15 protein-coding genes are annotated in these 18199 nt (G+C 64.3%); 9 read left to right on the top strand and 6 right to left on the bottom strand.

Features of this window, described 5'->3' with window-relative positions:
• The first annotated feature begins 17 nt into the window (after positions 1-17).
• Genes V8192_RS06105 through nagE form a run of 3 tightly spaced genes read left to right on the top strand, consistent with a single transcriptional unit; the run spans position 18 to position 6438 of the window.
• Positions 18-2252: a beta-N-acetylhexosaminidase gene (locus tag V8192_RS06105; protein ID WP_341632156.1), complete on the top strand. Its 2235-nt coding sequence runs from the start codon at positions 18-20 to the stop codon at positions 2250-2252.
• Positions 2249-4723, top strand: coding sequence for a phosphoenolpyruvate--protein phosphotransferase (gene ptsP / locus V8192_RS06110; protein WP_341632157.1), 2475 nt, complete (start codon positions 2249-2251; stop codon positions 4721-4723). The genes V8192_RS06105 and ptsP overlap by 4 nt, the downstream gene beginning before the upstream one ends.
• Positions 4720-6438, top strand: a complete 1719-nt coding sequence (gene nagE, locus V8192_RS06115; RefSeq protein WP_341632158.1) for an N-acetylglucosamine-specific PTS transporter subunit IIBC — start codon at positions 4720-4722, stop codon at positions 6436-6438. Before ptsP ends, nagE begins: the two co-directional genes overlap by 4 nt.
• On the opposite strand, the gene V8192_RS06120 is transcribed toward nagE, so the two are convergent.
• The gene (locus V8192_RS06120; RefSeq protein ID WP_341632159.1) at positions 6426-8132 is read right to left on the bottom strand and encodes a tetratricopeptide repeat-containing sulfotransferase family protein; all 1707 of its coding nucleotides are present in this window, start codon (positions 8130-8132) and stop codon (positions 6426-6428) included. The genes nagE and V8192_RS06120 overlap by 13 nt on opposite strands.
• Positions 8133-8192: 60 nt before the next feature.
• Positions 8193-8528 (bottom strand): GFA family protein, encoded by a 336-nt coding sequence (locus V8192_RS06125; RefSeq protein WP_341632160.1) that lies wholly within the window; start codon positions 8526-8528, stop codon positions 8193-8195.
• A gap of 97 nt (positions 8529-8625) precedes the next feature.
• On the opposite strand from V8192_RS06125, the gene V8192_RS06130 reads away from it, so the two are divergent.
• Together V8192_RS06130 and V8192_RS06135 are read left to right on the top strand one after the other, a co-directional pair.
• On the top strand, positions 8626-9129 hold the full coding sequence (locus V8192_RS06130; protein WP_341632161.1) for a methyltransferase domain-containing protein: 504 nt from the start codon (positions 8626-8628) through the stop codon (positions 9127-9129).
• A 406-nt stretch (positions 9130-9535) separates the two neighbouring features.
• On the top strand, positions 9536-9697 hold the full coding sequence (locus V8192_RS06135; protein WP_373276318.1) for a Flp family type IVb pilin: 162 nt from the start codon (positions 9536-9538) through the stop codon (positions 9695-9697).
• Positions 9698-10081: 384 nt separating this feature from the next.
• Here the strand turns inward: V8192_RS06135 and V8192_RS06140 are convergent, their stop codons facing one another.
• From V8192_RS06140 to V8192_RS06155, 4 genes are all read right to left on the bottom strand, one after another.
• Positions 10082-10324, bottom strand: a complete 243-nt coding sequence (locus tag V8192_RS06140; protein WP_341632162.1) for a hypothetical protein — start codon at positions 10322-10324, stop codon at positions 10082-10084.
• A gap of 92 nt (positions 10325-10416) precedes the next feature.
• Positions 10417-10545: a hypothetical protein gene (locus V8192_RS06145; RefSeq protein ID WP_341632163.1), complete on the bottom strand. Its 129-nt coding sequence runs from the start codon at positions 10543-10545 to the stop codon at positions 10417-10419.
• Between the two features lie 391 nt (positions 10546-10936).
• Positions 10937-11233: a hypothetical protein gene (locus tag V8192_RS06150; RefSeq protein ID WP_341632164.1), complete on the bottom strand. Its 297-nt coding sequence runs from the start codon at positions 11231-11233 to the stop codon at positions 10937-10939.
• A gap of 192 nt (positions 11234-11425) precedes the next feature.
• Entirely contained in the window at positions 11426-11593 is a 168-nt protein-coding gene (locus tag V8192_RS06155) for a hypothetical protein (RefSeq protein WP_341632165.1), read from the bottom strand.
• A gap of 452 nt (positions 11594-12045) precedes the next feature.
• On the opposite strand from V8192_RS06155, the gene V8192_RS06160 reads away from it, so the two are divergent.
• From V8192_RS06160 to V8192_RS06175, 4 genes are all read left to right on the top strand, one after another.
• Complete coding sequence (locus tag V8192_RS06160; RefSeq protein WP_341632166.1) at positions 12046-12627, top strand: RNA polymerase sigma factor; 582 nt, start codon at positions 12046-12048, stop codon at positions 12625-12627.
• Entirely contained in the window at positions 12624-13511 is an 888-nt protein-coding gene (locus tag V8192_RS06165) for a FecR family protein (RefSeq protein WP_341632167.1), read from the top strand. The genes V8192_RS06160 and V8192_RS06165 overlap by 4 nt, the downstream gene beginning before the upstream one ends.
• Positions 13512-13595: 84 nt before the next feature.
• Positions 13596-16172 carry a TonB-dependent receptor domain-containing protein gene (locus tag V8192_RS06170; RefSeq protein ID WP_341632168.1) on the top strand — a complete coding sequence of 859 codons (2577 nt, stop codon included), beginning with the start codon at positions 13596-13598 and terminating at the stop codon, positions 16170-16172.
• A 26-nt stretch (positions 16173-16198) separates the two neighbouring features.
• Positions 16199-18190, top strand: a complete 1992-nt coding sequence (locus V8192_RS06175) for an Atxe2 family lasso peptide isopeptidase (RefSeq protein WP_341632169.1) — start codon at positions 16199-16201, stop codon at positions 18188-18190.
• The last annotated feature ends 9 nt before the right edge of the window (positions 18191-18199 follow it).

Genomic DNA, 18199 nt, shown 5'->3' on the forward strand with positions numbered 1-18199 from the left:
AGTCCCCGGGAGGATTGATGCGTCTTGTTGCCTTCGCCGCCGCCGTGTCGCTTGGCATGACGGCGGCGAATGCAACACCATTGCCGCTCCTTCCGATGCCAAGTTCGATCGTGCCTGCCAAAGGGAGCTTCGTCTCCGCCGGCGCGCTGCTCGTTGCCCGGGGCCCGGGGGAACGTGCCGCCGCCGAGCGTCTCAATGCGCTCCTTGGTGCAAGCGGAATGCATGAGCTGGGGTTCGCCAAGAGCGGGAGGATCCGCTTCCGGCGAAGTAAAAGCATCGCAGCCCCGGAAGGCTATCGCCTCACTGTTGCTCCTGACGGCGTCAACATCGAGGCCTCGAGCGATGCAGGTCTCTATTATGGCGCCGAGACGCTGTTCCAGCTGATGGTCTCGGGCGGCGTCCAACGAAGCATCCCGTCGGCCGTCATCGATGATCATCCCGCATTTTCCTGGCGCGGCGTCATGCTCGATTCCGCCCGGCACATGCAGCCTGTTTCCTATATAAAAAAACTCATCGACCGCATGAGCGCTGCAAAGCTCAACGTCCTCCACTGGCACCTCAGCGACGACCAGGGCTGGCGGATTGAGATCGACCGCTATCCGCGCCTCACGAGTATCGGTGCATGGCGCCAGGAAGCAGGCGCCGCCGGCATCGATCCAGAGACGGGCAAGCCGATCAGATACGGGGGCTTCTACACCAAGAAGGAAGTCCGCGAGCTCGTCCGGTTCGCCGCGGCCCACCACGTGACGATCGTTCCGGAGATCGACATGCCCGGGCACGCGACAGCCATCATTGCTGCCTATCCAGCGCTTGCCTCCACATCCGCGCCGCCGGTTTCGCCGAGCAGCGACTGGGGCATCCTTCCCAATCTTCTCAATCCTTCCGACGACACGTTCACCTTCGTCGAGAACGTGCTCGACGAGGTGATGGCGCTCTTTCCCGGGCCCTTCATCCATGTCGGGGGCGATGAAGCGGTGAAGGACGAGTGGCGGGCCAGTCCTGCCGTCCAGGCGAAGATCAAGGCGCTCGGCCTCAAGGACGAAGATGCGCTGCAGGCCTGGTTCACCGCGCGCGTCGGGACCTATCTTGCAAGCCGCGGTCGGCGGCTGGTGGGCTGGGACGAGATCCTCGGCGGCAAGGTCCCGGCAAATGCGGTCGTCATGTCATGGCACGGGGTCGATGGAGCAGTCACTGCTGCAAAGTCGGGCCATGACGCCGTCCTTGCAGCCTCGCCGATCCTCTATCTCGACCACATCCAGAGCCCCTCTGCCGATGAACCTCCCGGGCGCGGCGAAATCATCTCCTGGCGCGAGCTCTACGATTTTGATCCCCTGCCGCCAGGGATCGGCCCCAAGGAGCGCGGTCGTATCCTGGGGCTCCAGGCGAACCTCTGGACCGAACATGTCCGGACGCTCGATTATGCAGACCGCATGCTCTGGCCGCGGACTGCAATCCTTGGCGAGGTCGCATGGTCGAACCCCAAGAAGGACTGGCTCTCATTTGCTCCCCGCCTCCTTGCCGCCATGGACCGCTGGAAGCGGCTCGGCGAGCGATTTGACTCGACGCCTCTTGAACCGCTCGCGGTGTTCGGGGAGGGCGAGGGCGCGGTGACCGCGGCAATCAGCCAACCGGCGTCGATCGGGACGCTCCGCTACACCATCGATGGCTCCAGCCCGAACGCTGGTTCACCCCAGTATCGCAAGCCTCTGAAGCTCTCCCCCGGCACAGTCCTCAGCGCGCAGGCGTTCGAGGATCAGACGCCGCTTGGGGAGGCCAAACGCTGGGTGATCGGGCCTGGCCTTGCACGGACGCGCAGCGCAAGCGAGATGGAATTGTGCGGCAATGCCATTCCACTTCGCCTCGAGGACGACGGACCTCCAAAGGGCGAGCGCAAGGTGCACTGGGTCGACATCATGCATCCATGCTGGATCTGGCGGGGAGCGCCGCTTTCAGGAACGCGGCGCATCGTCGCCGAGGTCGGAAGGCTTCCGTTCAACTTCTCGATCGGCGAGGATATCAAGAAGATCGTCTTTCGCCCGCCTTCGACACCTGCCGGCGAACTCGAAGTGAGGCGGGGATGCGACGGACCGCTAGTCGCCTCGATCCCCCTTCAATCCGCGGCCGGCACATCCGGCGCTGCGCAGGTCGAGGGGCTTATCGCCGGGCCGAGCAGTGATGCGGACCTTTGCATGACCTTTACCCAGAAGGGGCCTGATCCTTTCTGGGTGCTCGACCGACTGACGCTCCAATGATCAAAATCGGGAGCCCGCTTTCAGGCTGGGCCATGTCTCTCGACAAGGTGCCTGATCCGGTCTTCAGCGAGCGGATGCTCGGGGAGGGGATGGCGATCGATCCCGTCGCCGGGCTTCTTCTTGCTCCAGCGGCCGGGACCGTTCGGTCCATCCACTCCTCGGGCCATGCCGTCACCCTCGAGCTCGACGAGGGGCCAGTGCTGCTCGTTCACGTGGGCATCGATACCGTTGCGCTCGGGGGCGTCGGTTTTCTTGCAGCGGTCAGCGAGGGTGACCGGGTCGAGGCGGGCGACAGGCTGATTGAGTTCGATCTCGACCTCGTTGCGCGCCGCGCCCCGAGCCTTGCAACTCCGGTCATCGTCACGAACGGCGATGCCTTTCGCATTGCATCGCTTGCCTGCGAAGGCCCGATCGCTCCAGGCGACATGCTTCTGACGCTCGAGCCCGTCGGCGGCGCGCAGGCAAGCCAGGAGACTTCTCCGGCAACGACGTCGCGCCCGCTTCGGCTGCTCCTTGCCCACGGTCTTCACGCGCGGCCCGCCGCACGCCTTTCAAAGCTCGCTGGAGAGTTTGACGCAAACGTCGAGATCGTGGCCGGAGACGGCCGCCGTGCCGCGGCTCGGTCGCCCGTCGCAATGCTCGGCCTTGGTCTTCGCCACGGGGCCGAGTTCGTCATCGAGGGAGGAGGCCCCGAGGCGGAAGAAGCGGTTGCTGCCCTTGCCGAGCTTCTCGAGGGCGGAATGGGCGAGCTCCAGGCTGTTGCCGCTCCCGTTCCTGACGTCCCGATGAAGACACCCGGCAAGTTCCTCGGCACCGCGGCAGTCCCGGGCCTTGCAATCGGACCCGCCTGGCGCTTCGAGGAACCGCGGATCGCATATTCCGAAAGCGCTGCCGATCCCGGTGAAGAGCGCAGCGCGCTCGCCGATGCACGGGCGCGCGTCGAAGAGGCGCTGAAGGTCGAGGCCCAAGGCAAGGGACCGGGCGCTGCAATTGCCTCGGCTCATCTGGCGATGGTCGCGGACCCTGAACTTGACGGCGCCGCGCAGCTGCTGATCGCGAGAGGAAAGAGTGCAGCGTTCGCCTGGGCCGAGGCGATGAGGATATTCGCCGAACCTCTCAAAAGGTCGAGCGATCCCAGGTTTGCCGAGCGCCTCGATGACTTAAGGGACCTTGAGCGCAGGATCCTTGCCGAGCTCGCCGGCGCACCGGTCGAGACGGGGCCAAGGCCGCCCGAAGGCTCGATCCTCCTTGCCGAGAACCTCTATCCCTCGCAGCTGAAGTCAGTCGCCGGCTACGCAATCGCGGGGATCGCGACGGCTGCGGGCGGCGCTACCTCCCATGCCGCGATCATTGCGGCGGGCCTTGGCCTTCCGATGATCGTCGGCCTTGGCGAGGAGGTCCTTGAGATAGACGAGGGGACAATGCTCATCCTTCGCGGCGCCCTCCTCGAACTTGCCGGCGATGATGAAGAGCTCGCCCGCGCGAGGGCCGAGGCCGATGATCGCCGGGCTTTTCGCGAGGCGGCGAGGGCCCGTTCAAGCGAACCTTCAAGGACTGCAGACGGGGCGCGCATCGAGGTCTTCGCCAATCTCGGTTCGGTCGCGGACGCAGCCCTTGCCGTCGATGAAGGCGCGGAAGGCTGCGGTCTCTTGAGGACCGAGTTCCTTTTCCTCGATCGCGACGCTCCGCCGGGTGAAGAGGAACAGCGCGATGCCTACCAGCGCATTGCCGACGTGCTCGGGGAACGCCCGCTTATCGTTCGGACGCTCGATATCGGTGCCGACAAGCCGGCACCCTGGCTGCCGCTCGCCCGCGAGGACAATCCCGCGCTCGGACTTCGCGGCATCCGCCTGCAGCTCGCCCGCCGCGACCTTCTCGAAACGCAGCTCCGTGCGCTCCTCGGAGTGCGCAGTTCGCTGCCCTTGCGGATCATGCTCCCGATGATCTCGAGCCTCGCGGAAATCCGCGAGACACGAGCAATTCTTGCATCTCTTGCACGGGACCTGGGTGCTGAAGAGCCCGCTCTTGGGATAATGATCGAAACTCCCGCTGCAGCACTTATGGCAGCGCTGCTTGCCGGGGAAGCGGACTTCTTCTCGGTCGGGACCAACGATCTTAGCCAATATGCGCTTGCCCGCGACCGGACCAACCCTGCCGTAGCCGGCCTCATGGACGGGCTTGAGCCCCCGGTTCTGCGGCTGATTGCCGACACCGCTGCGGGAGCGAGCAGCAAGGGCCGCGTTACTGGCGTGTGCGGCGGGCTTGCAGCGATGCCCGAGGCCATTCCGATACTCCTTGGGCTCGGGGTCACCGAGCTATCGGTACCATGCGCGGCAATTGCCGAGACCAAAGCGCTCGTCAGGAACCTGAGGCTGGAAGACTGCCGCAAGATCGCAGCCGAAGCGATCGCCGCGCCCGATGCCGAGGCGGTCAGGGCCGCTGTCCGGCCGCTACTGGAGGATTTGCAATGAAGCTCTCGATCCAGTCGCTTCAGCCGCTCGGGCGGGCACTTATGCTGCCGATCGCAGTTCTCCCGGTTGCGGGCCTGCTGCTGCGTCTCGGGCAACCCGACCTGTTGAACATCGACTTCGTCCAGGCCGCGGGAGCGGCGATTTTCGACAATCTTGGCCTCCTCTTCGCGATCGGCATCGCCGTCGGCCTTGCAAAGGACAATAATGGAGCAGCAGGTCTTGCGGGTGCAGTCTGCTTCCTCATTGCAACGAGGGGAGCGCAGACGCTCCTCACAGTCCCGCCCGACGTCGTCGCGGGGCTTTCGAAGGACTTGGCTCCGGTCGCATCGGACGCCTGGGGGGCCAAGGCCATCGGCAAGCTCTCGGTGCCGCTCGGCATCATTTCAGGGCTCGTCGCGGGCGGAGCCTATAATCGCTACGCGACGATCAAATTGCCGGACTATCTCGCCTTTTTCGGCGGGCGCCGCTTCGTTCCGATCCTTGCGGGCGTTGCAGGCCTCGGGATCGCCGCACTGGTGGGAAGCGCCTATGCGACGCTGACCGCCGGGATGGACGGTCTCTCGCGCCTCGTCATCGGCTCGGGCGATGCGGGACTCTTCGTCTACGGCGTTCTCAACCGCCTGTTGCTGGTGACCGGGCTCCACCACGTCCTCAACAACGTCGCCTGGTTCATCGTCGGGGATTATCACGGCGCGACCGGGGACCTGAACCGTTTCTTCGCTGGCGATCGGAGCGCCGGCGCATTCATGTCGGGCTTCTTCCCGGTGATGATGTTCGGCCTCCCGGCTGCCTGCTTTGCCATGTACCGCTCGGCAAGACCCGAACGGCGCAAGGCCGTCGCAGGCATGCTGATATCGATGGCGCTGACAGCCTTCCTGACCGGCGTCACCGAGCCGATCGAGTTCAGCTTCCTCTTTCTTGCACCCTTGCTCTTTGTCTTTCACGCGGTCCTCACCGGTGCGGCGATGGCGCTGATGCACGTCCTTGGCGTCAGGCTCGGGTTCGGTTTCTCGGCGGGCGTCTTCGATTATGTGCTCAATTTCTCGAAAGCGACCCGGCCGCTCCTTCTCTTTCCCGTCGGCGCGTTTTACGCACTTCTCTATTACGGGATTTTCCGGTTCGCGATCGTCCGCTTCGACCTCAAGACGCCGGGCCGCGAGGACGAACCGGTCGGAGAGGAAATCGGCGATGCGCCGGCGGTCGGCGGGCGGGGCGATCAGTTCCTTGCAGCGCTCGGGGGCGCCTCCAATCTCGGTTCGATCGATGCCTGCACGACGAGGCTTCGGCTCATCGTCAAGGACCAGTCAAAGGTGACGGAGGGTCGCCTGCGCGCGCTCGGCGCCCATGGTTTCGTGAGGCCGTCGGCGAACGGCCTGCAGGTCGTCCTTGGCCCGATTGCCGATGTCGTCGCCATGGAAATGCGCGAGGCGGCGGGCGCGCTGTCGTCACTCCCGGACGAGGAGGAAAGTCCAGCTCGTCTTGCACCCCAAGGGGATGTAGCGTCGTGGCACGAGGCGCTCGGGGGAAAGGACAATCTCATCGAATCGGGCGGGGCAACGAGCCGCTTGTGGCTTCACCTCAAGGATCCGGCACGCATCGACGAGAATAAGCTCAGCGATCTTGGCGTGCGGATGATTGCCCGGCCCGGCAACAAGAGCGTTCAGCTCCTGACGGACGATGCGCCGGCAATCGCCGCCCTCCTTCAATCGGCGTAACCGCCGGTGTTCATGGTGCCGCCAAGAAGCGGTCGAACGGGTTCAAGCTCCTCGGCAAAATGGCGCCAGCGGCCGATCGAGCGGTCGTTCAATGGCTTGCTCACCTGCGCGTAACTGGGCGTTGGAGAAACCTCCCGGCGATCGTGGAAGCGAAGCTGCGCCGGCTCCATCGCAAGACCGATCGCACTCATCAGGCGCCCCGTTTCTCCCGCCTGGTCAGCAACCAGCGTCTCGTACCTGGTCTCGTGGGTCGGCCCGAGGCCGCTTGCCCGGTAGGTGTCCATGAGCTCGTCGACGAGCGCCATGTGTCTTGCCGCGTTCTCGAGCCGGTAGGCGCAATTGAAGCCGTGGGTCATGTCGTGGGCCATGACGGATGTCAGGACATCGAGCGGGTGCCGGCGAACGAGCACGACCGGCGACTTTGGAAAGGCAAGCCGCAGCAGCGGGAGCCAGAAATCGTTTGAAGGCATCTTGTCGGTGAAGAACGCAGCGCCGGGTCCCAGAAGACCGTATCGTTCGGCTCTCGCGAGATAGAGGTCGCGAAGCCTAGCCGGCCAGCCTTGCTGGCTCGCAAGCCCCCGGGGAAAGGCCTCGATCCCGCCTGCAAGCGAGATCGCGAGCTCGTGCAGTTCGGCGCCGAAGGGTAATTCGCCGCCGGCCCGGATCGCACTGTGGCTCGCGAGGATCTGCTCGGTGAGCGTGGTCCCTGAGCGCGGAAAACCAAGGATGAAGACGGGCTGGGGGACCTCGTTCCGGGGCGCCGCTGGCGCGGTGACAGCAATTTGCGGACGCGTGAAGAAGGCCATGAGTTGCTGCGCCTCGGCCCGGACCTCATCGGCTGCATATTGCCGCGCCGAAGCGCTCGCGAGGAGGGCCTTGCCTTCCGTCCAGTCGTTCCAGGCTTCCTGGTAGCGCCCGACGAGCTCGCGCAGGCGCCCACGCTGGAGAAGCGCAGCGCCCGGAAGGCCCTCTCTCTGGTCGAGAAGCGCGAGTGCCTCGAGGGGCTTGCCCATGCGCGCGAGGAGCACGGAGCGCTGGAGATCGACGTCGGTCCCCGAAGCCTTGGCAATCGTCTCGGCACGGGCCAGCTGGGCGCTTGCTTCCTCGAAGCGTCCGAGCCGTTCCTCCAGCTCCGAGAGGTAAGCCAGTTGCTGAAGGCCGTAGGGATCGGCTCGAACGGCACCCTCGAGCGGTGCCCGCGCAGCCTCAAGGCGGCCGAGGCGAAGGAGCGCATGTCCAAGGCCGGTCAGGAGTTGGGGGTGCGCGCCCGCGAGCGCAATTGCGCGCTCCAGCTCCTCGGCCGCATCGAACCATCGCTCCGCCCGGGCCATGATGAAGCCCAGCATCGCGTGTGCGTCGGCGTTCTTCGCATCCGCCGCAAGTGCCTCCCGAGCCACCTCCTCGGCTTCTCTCTCCCGGCCAAGTTTGAGCAGCAGGCGGATCAGGTCCGAGTAAGGCCAGCGGCGCCCGCTCGCGGCGCTTATTGCCCTGCGCAACATGTCTTCGGCGGCGACATCGTCGCCTAGGCCGCCTGCAGCGAGCGCGCCGATCTCGAGGGCCTCGATATCGTCCGGATCATCGGCGAGGACTTGCCCGGCAAGACTTGCAGCAAGCTCGAAACGTCCGCCCTTCACGGCCTCGCGGGCGCTCAGGATCTGCGAATGACGCGCGGCTGGATCGATTGGCCTGTGCACCTGGCCGTTCTTAGCCCTGGCGGGCGGAACTCAGAAACGCCGATGGCAGCGCGCGAGCCACTATTTGTCGGCGTTGTCGAAAAACCTCGTCTCCACCTCGTCGGTGTTGAAGCCGTCGAGGAGGCGAGCGTTGATGCCCATCCTGCCAAAATCCTCGCCCAGAGTGGCCCAGTGGGTCAGACATCCACAGCGCGGGCAATGGTGAATTCCGATCATCTCATCGCCCCAGACATATGCCTGCGTCTTACCGGTCACTTTCACCTCTTCGGGCCGGTAATAAGCAACCAGCCAGTTGAGCTTGCGGCATAGCGAGCAGTTGCAGCTTCCGACCCAGTCCGGCTTCGAGGGAACTTCCAGGCGGACATCTCCGCAGTGACAGCTTCCACAAACGGTCATTTCTGAAGGTTGTACATCTGCAAGGTTGGTCGGCAACGGCAAAAAGTCTCAGCCTGCTGCCTTGTGGCATTGGCCTTCGCGTTGCTACGGAAGGGCAGTGCTGATCAGCGAGGCTTATCGGGCAGCCAACGCCCGGCTGCATGATGCGCTGCCCTATTACGGGTCCTATGGCGGCAGGCATGCCGAGCAGGTGAGGGCGCTGATGTCGCGAAGGGACTGCAAGACCCTTCTCGATTATGGCGCCGGGAAGGGCGGTCTTGCGCTCGCGATGCCGGATGTGCCGGTAACCAACTATGACCCCGTCACCTTTCCGAACGAACCTGAACCTGCCGACTTCGTCGCGTGCCTCGACGTCCTTGAGCATATCGAGCCCGAATGCTTCAAAGCCGTACTCTGGCACCTGCGTTCAAAGGTGCTGAAAGCCGGCTTCCTGACGATCGCGACGCGGCCCGCGAAGAAGGTGCTCGCCGATGGTCGCAATGCGCACCTGATCGTGAGACCTCCCGAGTGGTGGCTTCCGAAATTCCAGAAGCGCTTTTCGCTCGTCGAGGTTCTGTCGACCAGCTCGGATTCCGAGTTGTCGATCTATGTCGAGGCATGAGGAACTGCGGCTCTTTTTAGCATCGACGCACCATCGGCGACTGACGAAAAGCCCACTTCGCGCCTCGAGCGCGCCTGGCGAACTGCCAACGGGGCGGACCGAAAAGAGAAGGGGCGGCGCAGCGAATTCGCTGCACCGCCCCTTCGTGGCGTGGAACCAAGTGGACCCGCTTTTATGAGCAATCACCGTGCCAAACGAAGAAAATGGCTGAAATCAGCCATCTATCTGATCCTGATCCCAACGGGGCGCGGTAAGTTTGTAAGATTTGCCGACGTATTTTCGACGCCTGGGTGCCTTGGACCGGTTTGAGGCCTCAAGGCGGCTTAAGACAATCTCAATCAGTCGCGCGCGATATTGAGGACAGAGCGGGGCTCAGGCCCAGCTCTTCTTTCCTTGGGGGTCTATCATGATCAAGTTTCTTAAGCTGATCCGCGACAACGAAGGTGCGACCGCGATCGAGTATGGCCTTATTGCCGCTCTCATCGCCGTTGCGGCGATTGGCGCGATGCAGGGCATCGGCAACAAGCTGAACACGACGTTCAACAACGTGTCGAACCACCTCGGCTAAGACGCTCTAAGTCGGGTTCCGGGGAGCGGCAGCGCCAGTGCGCTGCCGCTCTTCGTCTTTTTGAGCGGCAAAACCCGATCCGCTGCCTCACGAGGCGGTGCGAGCCGCCTGCTCCATGATGCGGACCAGGTGTCTGCGCGTCTAACGGCCCGGCATGGGGGGCAACTCCAGAGGCCGGGCCGGAGACGCGCATTACACGTAGTCTCGGCGGGCGCCCTACCAGCCCATGACGGCCTTTTAGAAGGGCCGAGATTAGCATTCGCGACGAACGGCTTAGGCGCAATTTTCGTCCATTGCGGACCCAAGCGCTCAATGTCGACGAAGCGAGTTCCCGTGCCGAACCTTGCTGTCGCTAGCGCGCGACCTTTGGCAGCGCGACCATCATCACCGCGCGTAGAGTGATTTCCATTCGTACCGCGCTCCGGTTTCGCGCAGCGTGCCGATCGGATGGCCGGTGCCGCGTTCGTCCCTGACCCAGACGCATCCACACGAAGTGCACCTGATCGCGCCGCTGAGCGCGGGCTCATTGACGAGCTGCGCCTGGCTCTCGCGGACCAGTTCCTGGACTGGATTGTGCGCGCTGCAAAAGCGCGACGGACACAGGGACTGGGCTGAAAGCATGTTCAAAAACTCGTGAGCAGACTGGTCGAAAGGCTGCCCACCTCAGCCGTTCTGAAGCTGCCGGAATAAGCGGCAATAGTGTACAAGGACTTGACGTCCTAGCGCTCGTCTTCCCGGGGCGGATCCTTCGCGCTCACACGCAGCTTTGCGGCCCGACATTCATACCCCTCGGCCATCTTGATGAGCGCTGTCCGGCTGTCCTCCGTCAGGGCCCGAGCAGCGCTCATGCGGCATCGCCTGGCAAGTTCGACATATCTCGTGCCCGGTTGCTCCATGGTCGCCGCCAAGTCTTACTGCTGGTGACTGGTTCCAATGAGGATCGGACAAGCTCCAGGATGGGGCAATAACCGGGCGAGCTGTTTGGAAGATGTGATCGCGAGCGCCGCACCGCTTGGCGTTACCGGCGCTCCAAAATTCGGTCTTTCGCGGATTCTAATTCGTTCAACTTGGCGCCCGGCAGGCTTTTCCCAAAAACCTCAGTCCAGAATCAAGTCGAAGCTTGCAGCGTCTTGTTTGGGCCGGGCAAGCCGCTACCTTCACGTCTCGAGGCAAACCCTCACCCGAACAGCGGCCCGGCGCCCCCCGATTGTCGCCGGGCCGCTCTTTCGCCCAAATCGCCTAGCGTGGCTTCTTCTTCGACTTGCCTTTGACGGGCGCAGTCTGGAGATCCGACGCCGGTGCGGCCGCGGATTTCTCAGAGGCGACCGTTTCCGCCGATGCTGCCGCGGGCACCGCGGGTTCGGCGGGCGTCGCCTTGGCCGCAGGAGTGGCCGGAGTTCCGGCGGATGGATCCGCAGGACTTGCCGGGGCAGCTGGTGTTGCCGGAGTTGCTGGCTGGGTTTGTGCCTGGACGATGGCGGTGCCTGATCCGAGCACCATTGCTGCTCCGATCAGCAGCACTTTGGTTGATTTCATGGGCTATTTCCTTCGTTGAAGTTGTCAAAGGTGCCGGCGCCCTAGCGTTCGGAGCGGATACGGGGAGCGGTTATCGTTGGCCTGTGGTCGGCTTAAGCCGCTTACCAGTCGCGAGCGGCTGTTAAGCCCCATTATTCGTTTCGGGATCGAAGCGTTTGGATTTCTGTGTGCTAGGGCTCTGCGACCGAGCTCTCAGCGGCGCGGTTCGCTTGTTTCGAGGGCAGCGAGGAGATCGCTGAAGGCGCCGGACTCAGGGAGCGGGAATGCCCGCCGCAAGGCGTCGCCGACATGGCCTGCGGCCTGTGTCGGATCGATCGGCGCCCGCCGCGCGGCGCGATCGGCAGGAGTTGGTCTGTCCACTATCCCTCGGCCCGGCAATCGCTTTCAAAACCTTGGAAGCCTCAGCGAGGTTCCCAAATTCAGCATCCCGATCGGTGCCAAGTGGCTCAGGTTTAGCGCAATTTCCGGTCCAGGACAGAGGGTTTCGGAAGTGCTGCTCGAAGCACCCAAGGGCGTTTTTAAAGCAGCACACGAAACATTCGGCGCCGCCCGCTTGCGGGCTTGAAAAGATTGCGACACTCTGCACGCGCGCTGAAGCACGGCGCCGGAGCTTGAGAACTCTGCTTGGAACAGGCCGACCGGGTTCCGCCGGGTGGCCGGCGCGTATGTCCAGACCGCTTGCGGTTAAAGGCGCCGGCGCGAGTCCAAGCTTGCTCTCAACACCCGGCTTTCGGGCTTCCGCCTGGAGGAGCAAGAGCAGTGTCGCCGGCTCAATTGGGGCTCGAACAATTCGCCTGGCCGACGGTGCGGCCATGAAAGGCGATGGCTGGGCCCCGCGGCAGAGATCTCTCGGGGACGCTGATGCAGTCCCTCCGGGGGACTTCCGGGCAGCAGACGATTGGCGCTCGCACGTCGAAAGCCTCTACCGCGACCGTGCCGACCATCTCATCGGCCACTTTGGCTCGGGCAGTTTCGACCGGGAAACGGTCCGCGACATCGTTCATGAGGCCTTCGCCAAGTTCAGTGCCTTGAGCGTTGCAAGGCGCGTGATGGTCGCAAGGCCCGACGCCTATCTCTACAGGATCTGCGTCAATCTCATTCGTGACAGGACCCGTGCGCAGGAGACGCGCCGGAGTCACCGTGAGGAGAATGAGGGAGACTGGAGTCACAGTCCCTTTGCCGAACTTGAGCATCGCGACACGCTTCGCCGGCTGGAAGCAGTCATGGTACGTCTCAATCCCAAGACTCGCGAAATCTTTCTCGCCAAGCGCCTCGATGGCATGAGCTATGCCGAGATTGCCGCGCGCACGGGATTGAGCGTCAAGGGGGTTGAAAAGCATATGAGCAAGGCAATCGCCGCAGTGGACCGGGCAATCGGGCGCGATCGCGCGTGATCGCTCCTCCCTTCAAGGACCGCGAGCGCGAGCAGGCGCGGGCATGGGTGAAGCGGCTGGAGGACGCACATTCAAGCGCGGACCGGGAAGCCTTTGAACAATGGCTTGCCGAGGATCCAGCGCACGCTGAGGCCTACCAGTCGGTCTCGGCTGCCTACGCCGATTCGGGCGTGCTCAGAACGAGCAAGATCGGGCGCGGGCGCAACCTTGAGGCGGCCTTCTCCAGTCAGAGGTTTGGGCTTCGAACCGCCGTTGCGACTGCGGCCGCTGCGGTACTGCTGCTTGTTGGCGGCTATGAGCTGCGCCGGGCCTTCAGGCCCATCCATCTTGAAAGCGTGATGCTTTCGAGCGGCGCCCAGGCCCGCAAGGTCACGCTCGCCGACGGCTCTGATCTCGAGATGGCGCCGTCGAGCGAAGTCAGGATTGAGCTGGGTCCCTCGGGCCGGCTCGCCGAGGTCCGCCGCGGCCGGGTTCGCTTCACCATCAGACACGAAAGCCGGCCTTTCCGCATTGTCGCGGGCTCGAGCAGCGCCGAGGCGAACGGCGGCAGTGTCGAGGCGCGGGTCGTTGACGGGAAGGGAGTGGTCACCACTGGCGAAGCAGTAGGACCTGGCGGCCCCGGCGCGCTCCCCGGGGCGGCTACTAGCGAACGACCAAGCCGCGAGGTCATGGAATTCAGTGCCGAACCGCTCGGGGACGCGGTTGCACGGATCAACGCGGTCCGCGCGGGACCTCCGATCGAGATCGACCCGCGGCTCTCGAACCTTCGGGTCACCGGCGTCTTTCAACAGGGAAGCAGCGAGGAAATCGCAAGCTCGCTTGCAGAAGCGTTCGGGCTCGAGCTTACCAGGACGTCGGCGGGGACGCTGAGGCTCGCCCGCTAAAAAAAGCCGGGGGAAAACGAGAGGTCGTCCGTCTCCCTCTCGCACGCTTCGAATTCGAAGCGGCGGGAGAGGGGGGATTTGACCATGACCAACTGCCACTTTCGAAGATCGATCTTCGCTGCGCTTTCCATTGCCGTCGCCGTCCAGCCGGCCTGCGCGCGGGCCCAATCGGCGCCGCTCGAGCTTGCGATGCCCGCAATGCCGCTTGGCGAGGCGCTGCTGAGGATTGCGCGTCTCAGCGGCCGCAACCTCGTCGTCGACGATCAGCTCGTCGCCGGCCGGACAGCGCCCCCACTGGCGGGACATCTCAGCGCCGACGAGGCGCTCTTGCAAATTCTCGCCGGAACCGGGCTCTCGGGGCGCCTCATCGGCGACACGATCATCGTCTCGCGCGGGGCGCGCGAGGATGACCGCCCGGCGCGCAGTAGTACGGGCGAGGAGATCGTCGTCACCGGCTCGCACGTGCGCGGCGCAGCTTCGACCTCGCCCGTCATCACGCTCACCCGCAAGCAGATCGATCAGTCCGGCTCGAGTTCGGTCGAGGAATTCATGAGGCGGCTGCCGCAGAACCTCTCGGCCGGTGTCGACCAGGAGAATTTCGGCGTGCCCGGGAGCGGCCAGGACATCACCCAGAACGGTGCCGGCATCAATCTTCGCGGTCTTGGCCAGCGCGCGACCCTCGTCCTCATCAATGGCCGGCGGATTGCCCCGAGTGACACCGGCGCCTTCGTCGACGTGTCCTTGATCCCGATCACGGCCGTTGAGCGCGTCGAAGTCCTGACCGACGGTGCGTCCGCGATCTACGGGTCCGATGCCGTCGGCGGCGTCGTCAATTTCATCCTCCGCACCGATTTCGACGGGATCGAGCCGATGTTTCAGATCGGAAGCAGCACGCGGGGCGGTGGCCGGCAGCTTCTCGCGGGTCTCAGTGCGGGAAAGACCTGGGGCAGCGGGCGCGCGCTCATCGCCTACGAATATCGCGACCAGGAGCCGGTCAAGGCGAGGGACCGGAGTTTCACGATCAATCTTCCAGCGAACTGGTATCTCCTGCCGCGCGAAAAGAGACACAGTCTTTATGGCACGCTCCGCCAGGATCTCACGAGCAACCTCGCGGTCGATCTCTCCGGACTGTTTGCCGACCGGCAGACCAGCCGGACCTTCTTCACTGCAAGTCAAATTCCCGTTTCCGCAGAGGCCCAAGCACGCTCTTTGGGCGGGACCGCCGCTCTCCAGCTCAAGCCCGGCGGATCGTGGCTCGTCGAAGCGAGCGGGAGCTATTTCCGCTCGCGAACGCGCGAACGGGAAACGCAGGGCACCGCGTTATTCAACAGATCCAACACGCTCAACTCGTTCAGCGAAGCAGCGTTCAAGGCTGACGGCAGCCTGATCGATTTGCCCGCGGGCGCACTGAAGCTCGCGATTGGCGGCGCCGTCAGGCGCGAGCATTTCGAGAGCCTGTTCGCAACGAGCGTCAATCTTCCAACGGTCGTCGATGCCGCGCGTACCGTCAGCTCGGGCTACGGGGAGCTCAATCTCCCGCTGTTCAGCGCGTCCAACCGGCGGCCGGGGTTCGAGCAACTCGTCTTCACCGCGGCGGGGCGCTTCGAGCATTATGAGCGCATCGGATCGACCTTCAATCCGAAATTCGGGCTTCGCTGGTCGCCGCTGCCGGGAATTGCGTTGAGGAGCTCGTACGGAACCTCGTTCCGGGCGCCGCTCCTCTCCGAGAGCTTCGGCTATTACAACGTTTTCCTGTTCCCGGTCGCGATCCTTTACCAGAACCCGAGCGCTGCAACCCCGGGAGTTGGCGCTGCGCTCGTCGGCAACAATCCCAAGGTGAAGCCCGAACGCTCGAAGAGCTGGTCGCTGGGCCTCGACGTCGCGCCGACCTCGATCCCGCGGCTGCGCTTCAGCGCAAACTATTACCGCATCGAGTTCAGCAACCGGATTGCGCTCCCGAGCCCGAGTATCAACTTCATCGGCAATCCCGCCTTCTCACCGGTGGTGACGCTTAGTCCCGCCGCGACGTCGGTGGCCGACCTCTTTGCGGGCGCGAACCAGTTGCTGGATTTTTCCGGCCCGGGTTTCACGAATGGCCACGCACGCCCGAGCGATGTCGTGGCAGTGGTGGACGCGAGGGTTTCTAACACTGCGCAGACACGGACGAGCGGGCTCGACCTCATGCTCAACTACGATCTGCCGGTCGGCCCCAACGACAATCTTCACGCCGAGCTCAACGCGAACAAGATCTTCCGCTTCGACAACAAGCTGACGAGCGCCAGTCCCTGGATCCATGCTCTCGACACACCCTATAATCCATTGAGCTGGCGCGGGCGTGCGGGCATCTCCTGGACGCATGGGCCTCTGAGCGCGGTCGCCTTCCTCAATTATGCGGGCGCCTATCACGACAGGCGCACCCTGGTTGTCCGTCCCGTCCATTCCTTCACGACGCTTGATGTCGGCCTCGCCCTTGACGGGACCGCGACGCACGAGAGTGCACTGAAGGGCGTTCGGCTGGCACTCAATGTCCAGAACCTGATGGACACGAAGCCACCGCGCCTGGTGCCGGAAGCGGGCTCCAGCAAATCCGTCGGCTATGATCCCGTCAACGCAAATGGCCTCGGGCGGATGGTATCGCTCCAGCTGCGGGGATCCTGGTGAGTAATGCGGCACGCTTGCTGGGGGCGATGCTGTTCGCGCTTTGCGCTTCCGACACTTCGAGGGCGTCGGTGACGGTTCGGGACCTGGTTGAACTGACCGACATCGACAGCCTCAGCATGTCTCCCGACGGGCGGTTTGCAGCGTTTCGCACGGAGCGCGCCGACGTCGCGCTGAACACCTATGTTTTGAGATGGCATGTGGTCGACCTTCGCACCGGGACCGTGAGGGACATCGGCAGCGGAGGCGACCCCATCTATCTCGACCCCGGGTCCGTGCAGCCCGAAAGCGCCCTCTGGGCGAGCGACAATCACACGATCATCCTGCGCGCGCTGATCGACGGCCGGGTCGGCCTGTGGCGAGCGGACGCTGGAGGGGAGGGGCTTGCCCCCCTCGTCCTGGGCGATGCGAACGTGATTTCCTATTCGCTCAGCCCGGACCGCGCTTCGGTCCTTTATGAGGTCGGCGCGACGCGCGACGAAATCGCAAGGGCCGAGCGCCGGGAATATGATTCCGGGATTCTCGTCGATCCGACCGTCGACCTTGCCGAGAACCTCTATCGGGGCGCCTCGATCGACGGGCGCATGTCGAGCCAGCGCTTCGTTGGTTACTGGTTCGTCCGCGACGGACTGCTGTGGCAATCGCCAAGGCAGAAGCACAGGATCGAACTTGCAAGCGGCAAGGACGTCGCGACCGGTCCGGCCCAGGCGGTTCCGCTCTTCACCTTGCCCAGCTGGCCTCCGCCGCTCAGCGCCGCCAACGAACGGGGCGACGTGGCGCTGGCTTCCCGAAGCGGGGGAAAGGGAATGCTGAAGGTCACGCTTGCCGGCGGCAGGGTGCTTTCCTGCAACGAGCTCGTCTGCACCTCCTCGCGGATTTCCTCGCTCGCCTGGCGGCCGGGCTCGAATGACCTCCTGGTCACCTTCATCGACCCGGAAATGCGCCAGAGCCTCTTTCTCTGGAACACCGGCACAGGCCGCCTGCGGAAGCTTGCGGGAGCGCAGGGATTGCTTAGCGGCGGTCGCCGCAACCAGCTTCCCTGCGCCATCTCACATCTCGCGGCCGTTTGCGTTTCAGCGGCTCCCGCTTCACCGCCCGCCGTGGAGAAGGTGGATCTCGACACCGGCGCCCGAACCCTTCTCTACGATCCCAACCGGGAGCTGAGGTCAGCCTATCGTCCGCAGGTCGACTACCGAAGGTGGAACATCGGTGACGGCCGCGAGGCGGCGGCGGTCCTGATGCGGCCGGCGGGGCCGGCCACGGGAGCCCTGCCGCTCTATCTCAATTACTACACGTGCGAAGGCTTTCTTCGCGGCGGCGAGGGGAATGAATGGCCGATCCCGCAGCTTCTCGACGCAGGATTTGCCGTCGCATGCATCAACTCCGTCCCGTTCACGCCGCCCCAGGATGCGGTCCTCAATTACGAGGCCGGGCTCGCCGCGGTGCGTTCGCTTGTGAACCAGCTGTGGAGCGAGAAAAAGATCGACCGATCGAGGATCGGGATGGGCGGCCTCAGTTTTGGAAGCGAGGTCGCGTTCTGGGTGGCGTTTCACTCGGACCTCCTTGCCGCGCTCTCGGTCACCTCTCCCCAGCCCGAACCGGGAAGCTACTGGCTGAGCGCCATTCCCGGCAGCGACATCCCGGCCAGGATCCGCCAGGTCTGGGGCTACGGGACGCCGTTCGAGACGCCGGAGCGGTGGAAGCGCGTTTCGCCCGCGCTCAATGTTGAAAGGATCCGCATTCCGGTCCTGTTCCAGATGCCCGAGATGGAGGCGCGCCGTGTGCCGGAACTCTACGCCCGGCTCGCCGCGCAAGGCACGCCGACGGAGCTCTACGCCTTTCCCGACGAGGCGCACATCAAGGTCCAGCCGCGCCATCGCATGGCGGCCTACGAGCGCAATCTCGACTGGTTCAAGTATTGGCTGCAGGACTATCGCGACCCCGACCCAAAGAAAGCCGACCAGTACGGGCGCTGGGACATCCTCAGGAGCCGCTGGAAAGCGCGGCCGGTATTGCACTAGCCGCCGGCC

It is taken from the genome of Sphingomonas agri (genome assembly GCF_038148795.1).
Classification (GTDB): Bacteria; Pseudomonadota; Alphaproteobacteria; order Sphingomonadales; family Sphingomonadaceae; genus Sphingomicrobium; species Sphingomicrobium agri.

Excerpts from the sequence above, each read along its gene's own strand:
- V8192_RS06105 (WP_341632156.1), top strand. The coding sequence starts at position 18 with ATGCGTCTTGTTGCCTTCGCCGCCGCCGTGTCGCTTGGCATGACGGCG.
- ptsP (WP_341632157.1), top strand. The coding sequence starts at position 2,249 with ATGATCAAAATCGGGAGCCCGCTTTCAGGCTGGGCCATGTCTCTCGAC.
- nagE (WP_341632158.1), top strand. The coding sequence starts at position 4,720 with ATGAAGCTCTCGATCCAGTCGCTTCAGCCGCTCGGGCGGGCACTTATG.
- V8192_RS06125 (WP_341632160.1), bottom strand. The coding sequence starts at position 8,528 with ATGACCGTTTGTGGAAGCTGTCACTGCGGAGATGTCCGCCTGGAAGTT.
- V8192_RS06135 (WP_373276318.1), top strand. The coding sequence starts at position 9,536 with ATGATCAAGTTTCTTAAGCTGATCCGCGACAACGAAGGTGCGACCGCG.
- V8192_RS06145 (WP_341632163.1), bottom strand. The coding sequence starts at position 10,545 with ATGAGCGCTGCTCGGGCCCTGACGGAGGACAGCCGGACAGCGCTCATC.
- V8192_RS06150 (WP_341632164.1), bottom strand. The coding sequence starts at position 11,233 with ATGAAATCAACCAAAGTGCTGCTGATCGGAGCAGCAATGGTGCTCGGA.
- V8192_RS06160 (WP_341632166.1), top strand. The coding sequence starts at position 12,046 with ATGAAAGGCGATGGCTGGGCCCCGCGGCAGAGATCTCTCGGGGACGCT.
- V8192_RS06170 (WP_341632168.1), top strand. The coding sequence starts at position 13,596 with ATGACCAACTGCCACTTTCGAAGATCGATCTTCGCTGCGCTTTCCATT.
- V8192_RS06175 (WP_341632169.1), top strand. The coding sequence starts at position 16,199 with ATGCTGTTCGCGCTTTGCGCTTCCGACACTTCGAGGGCGTCGGTGACG.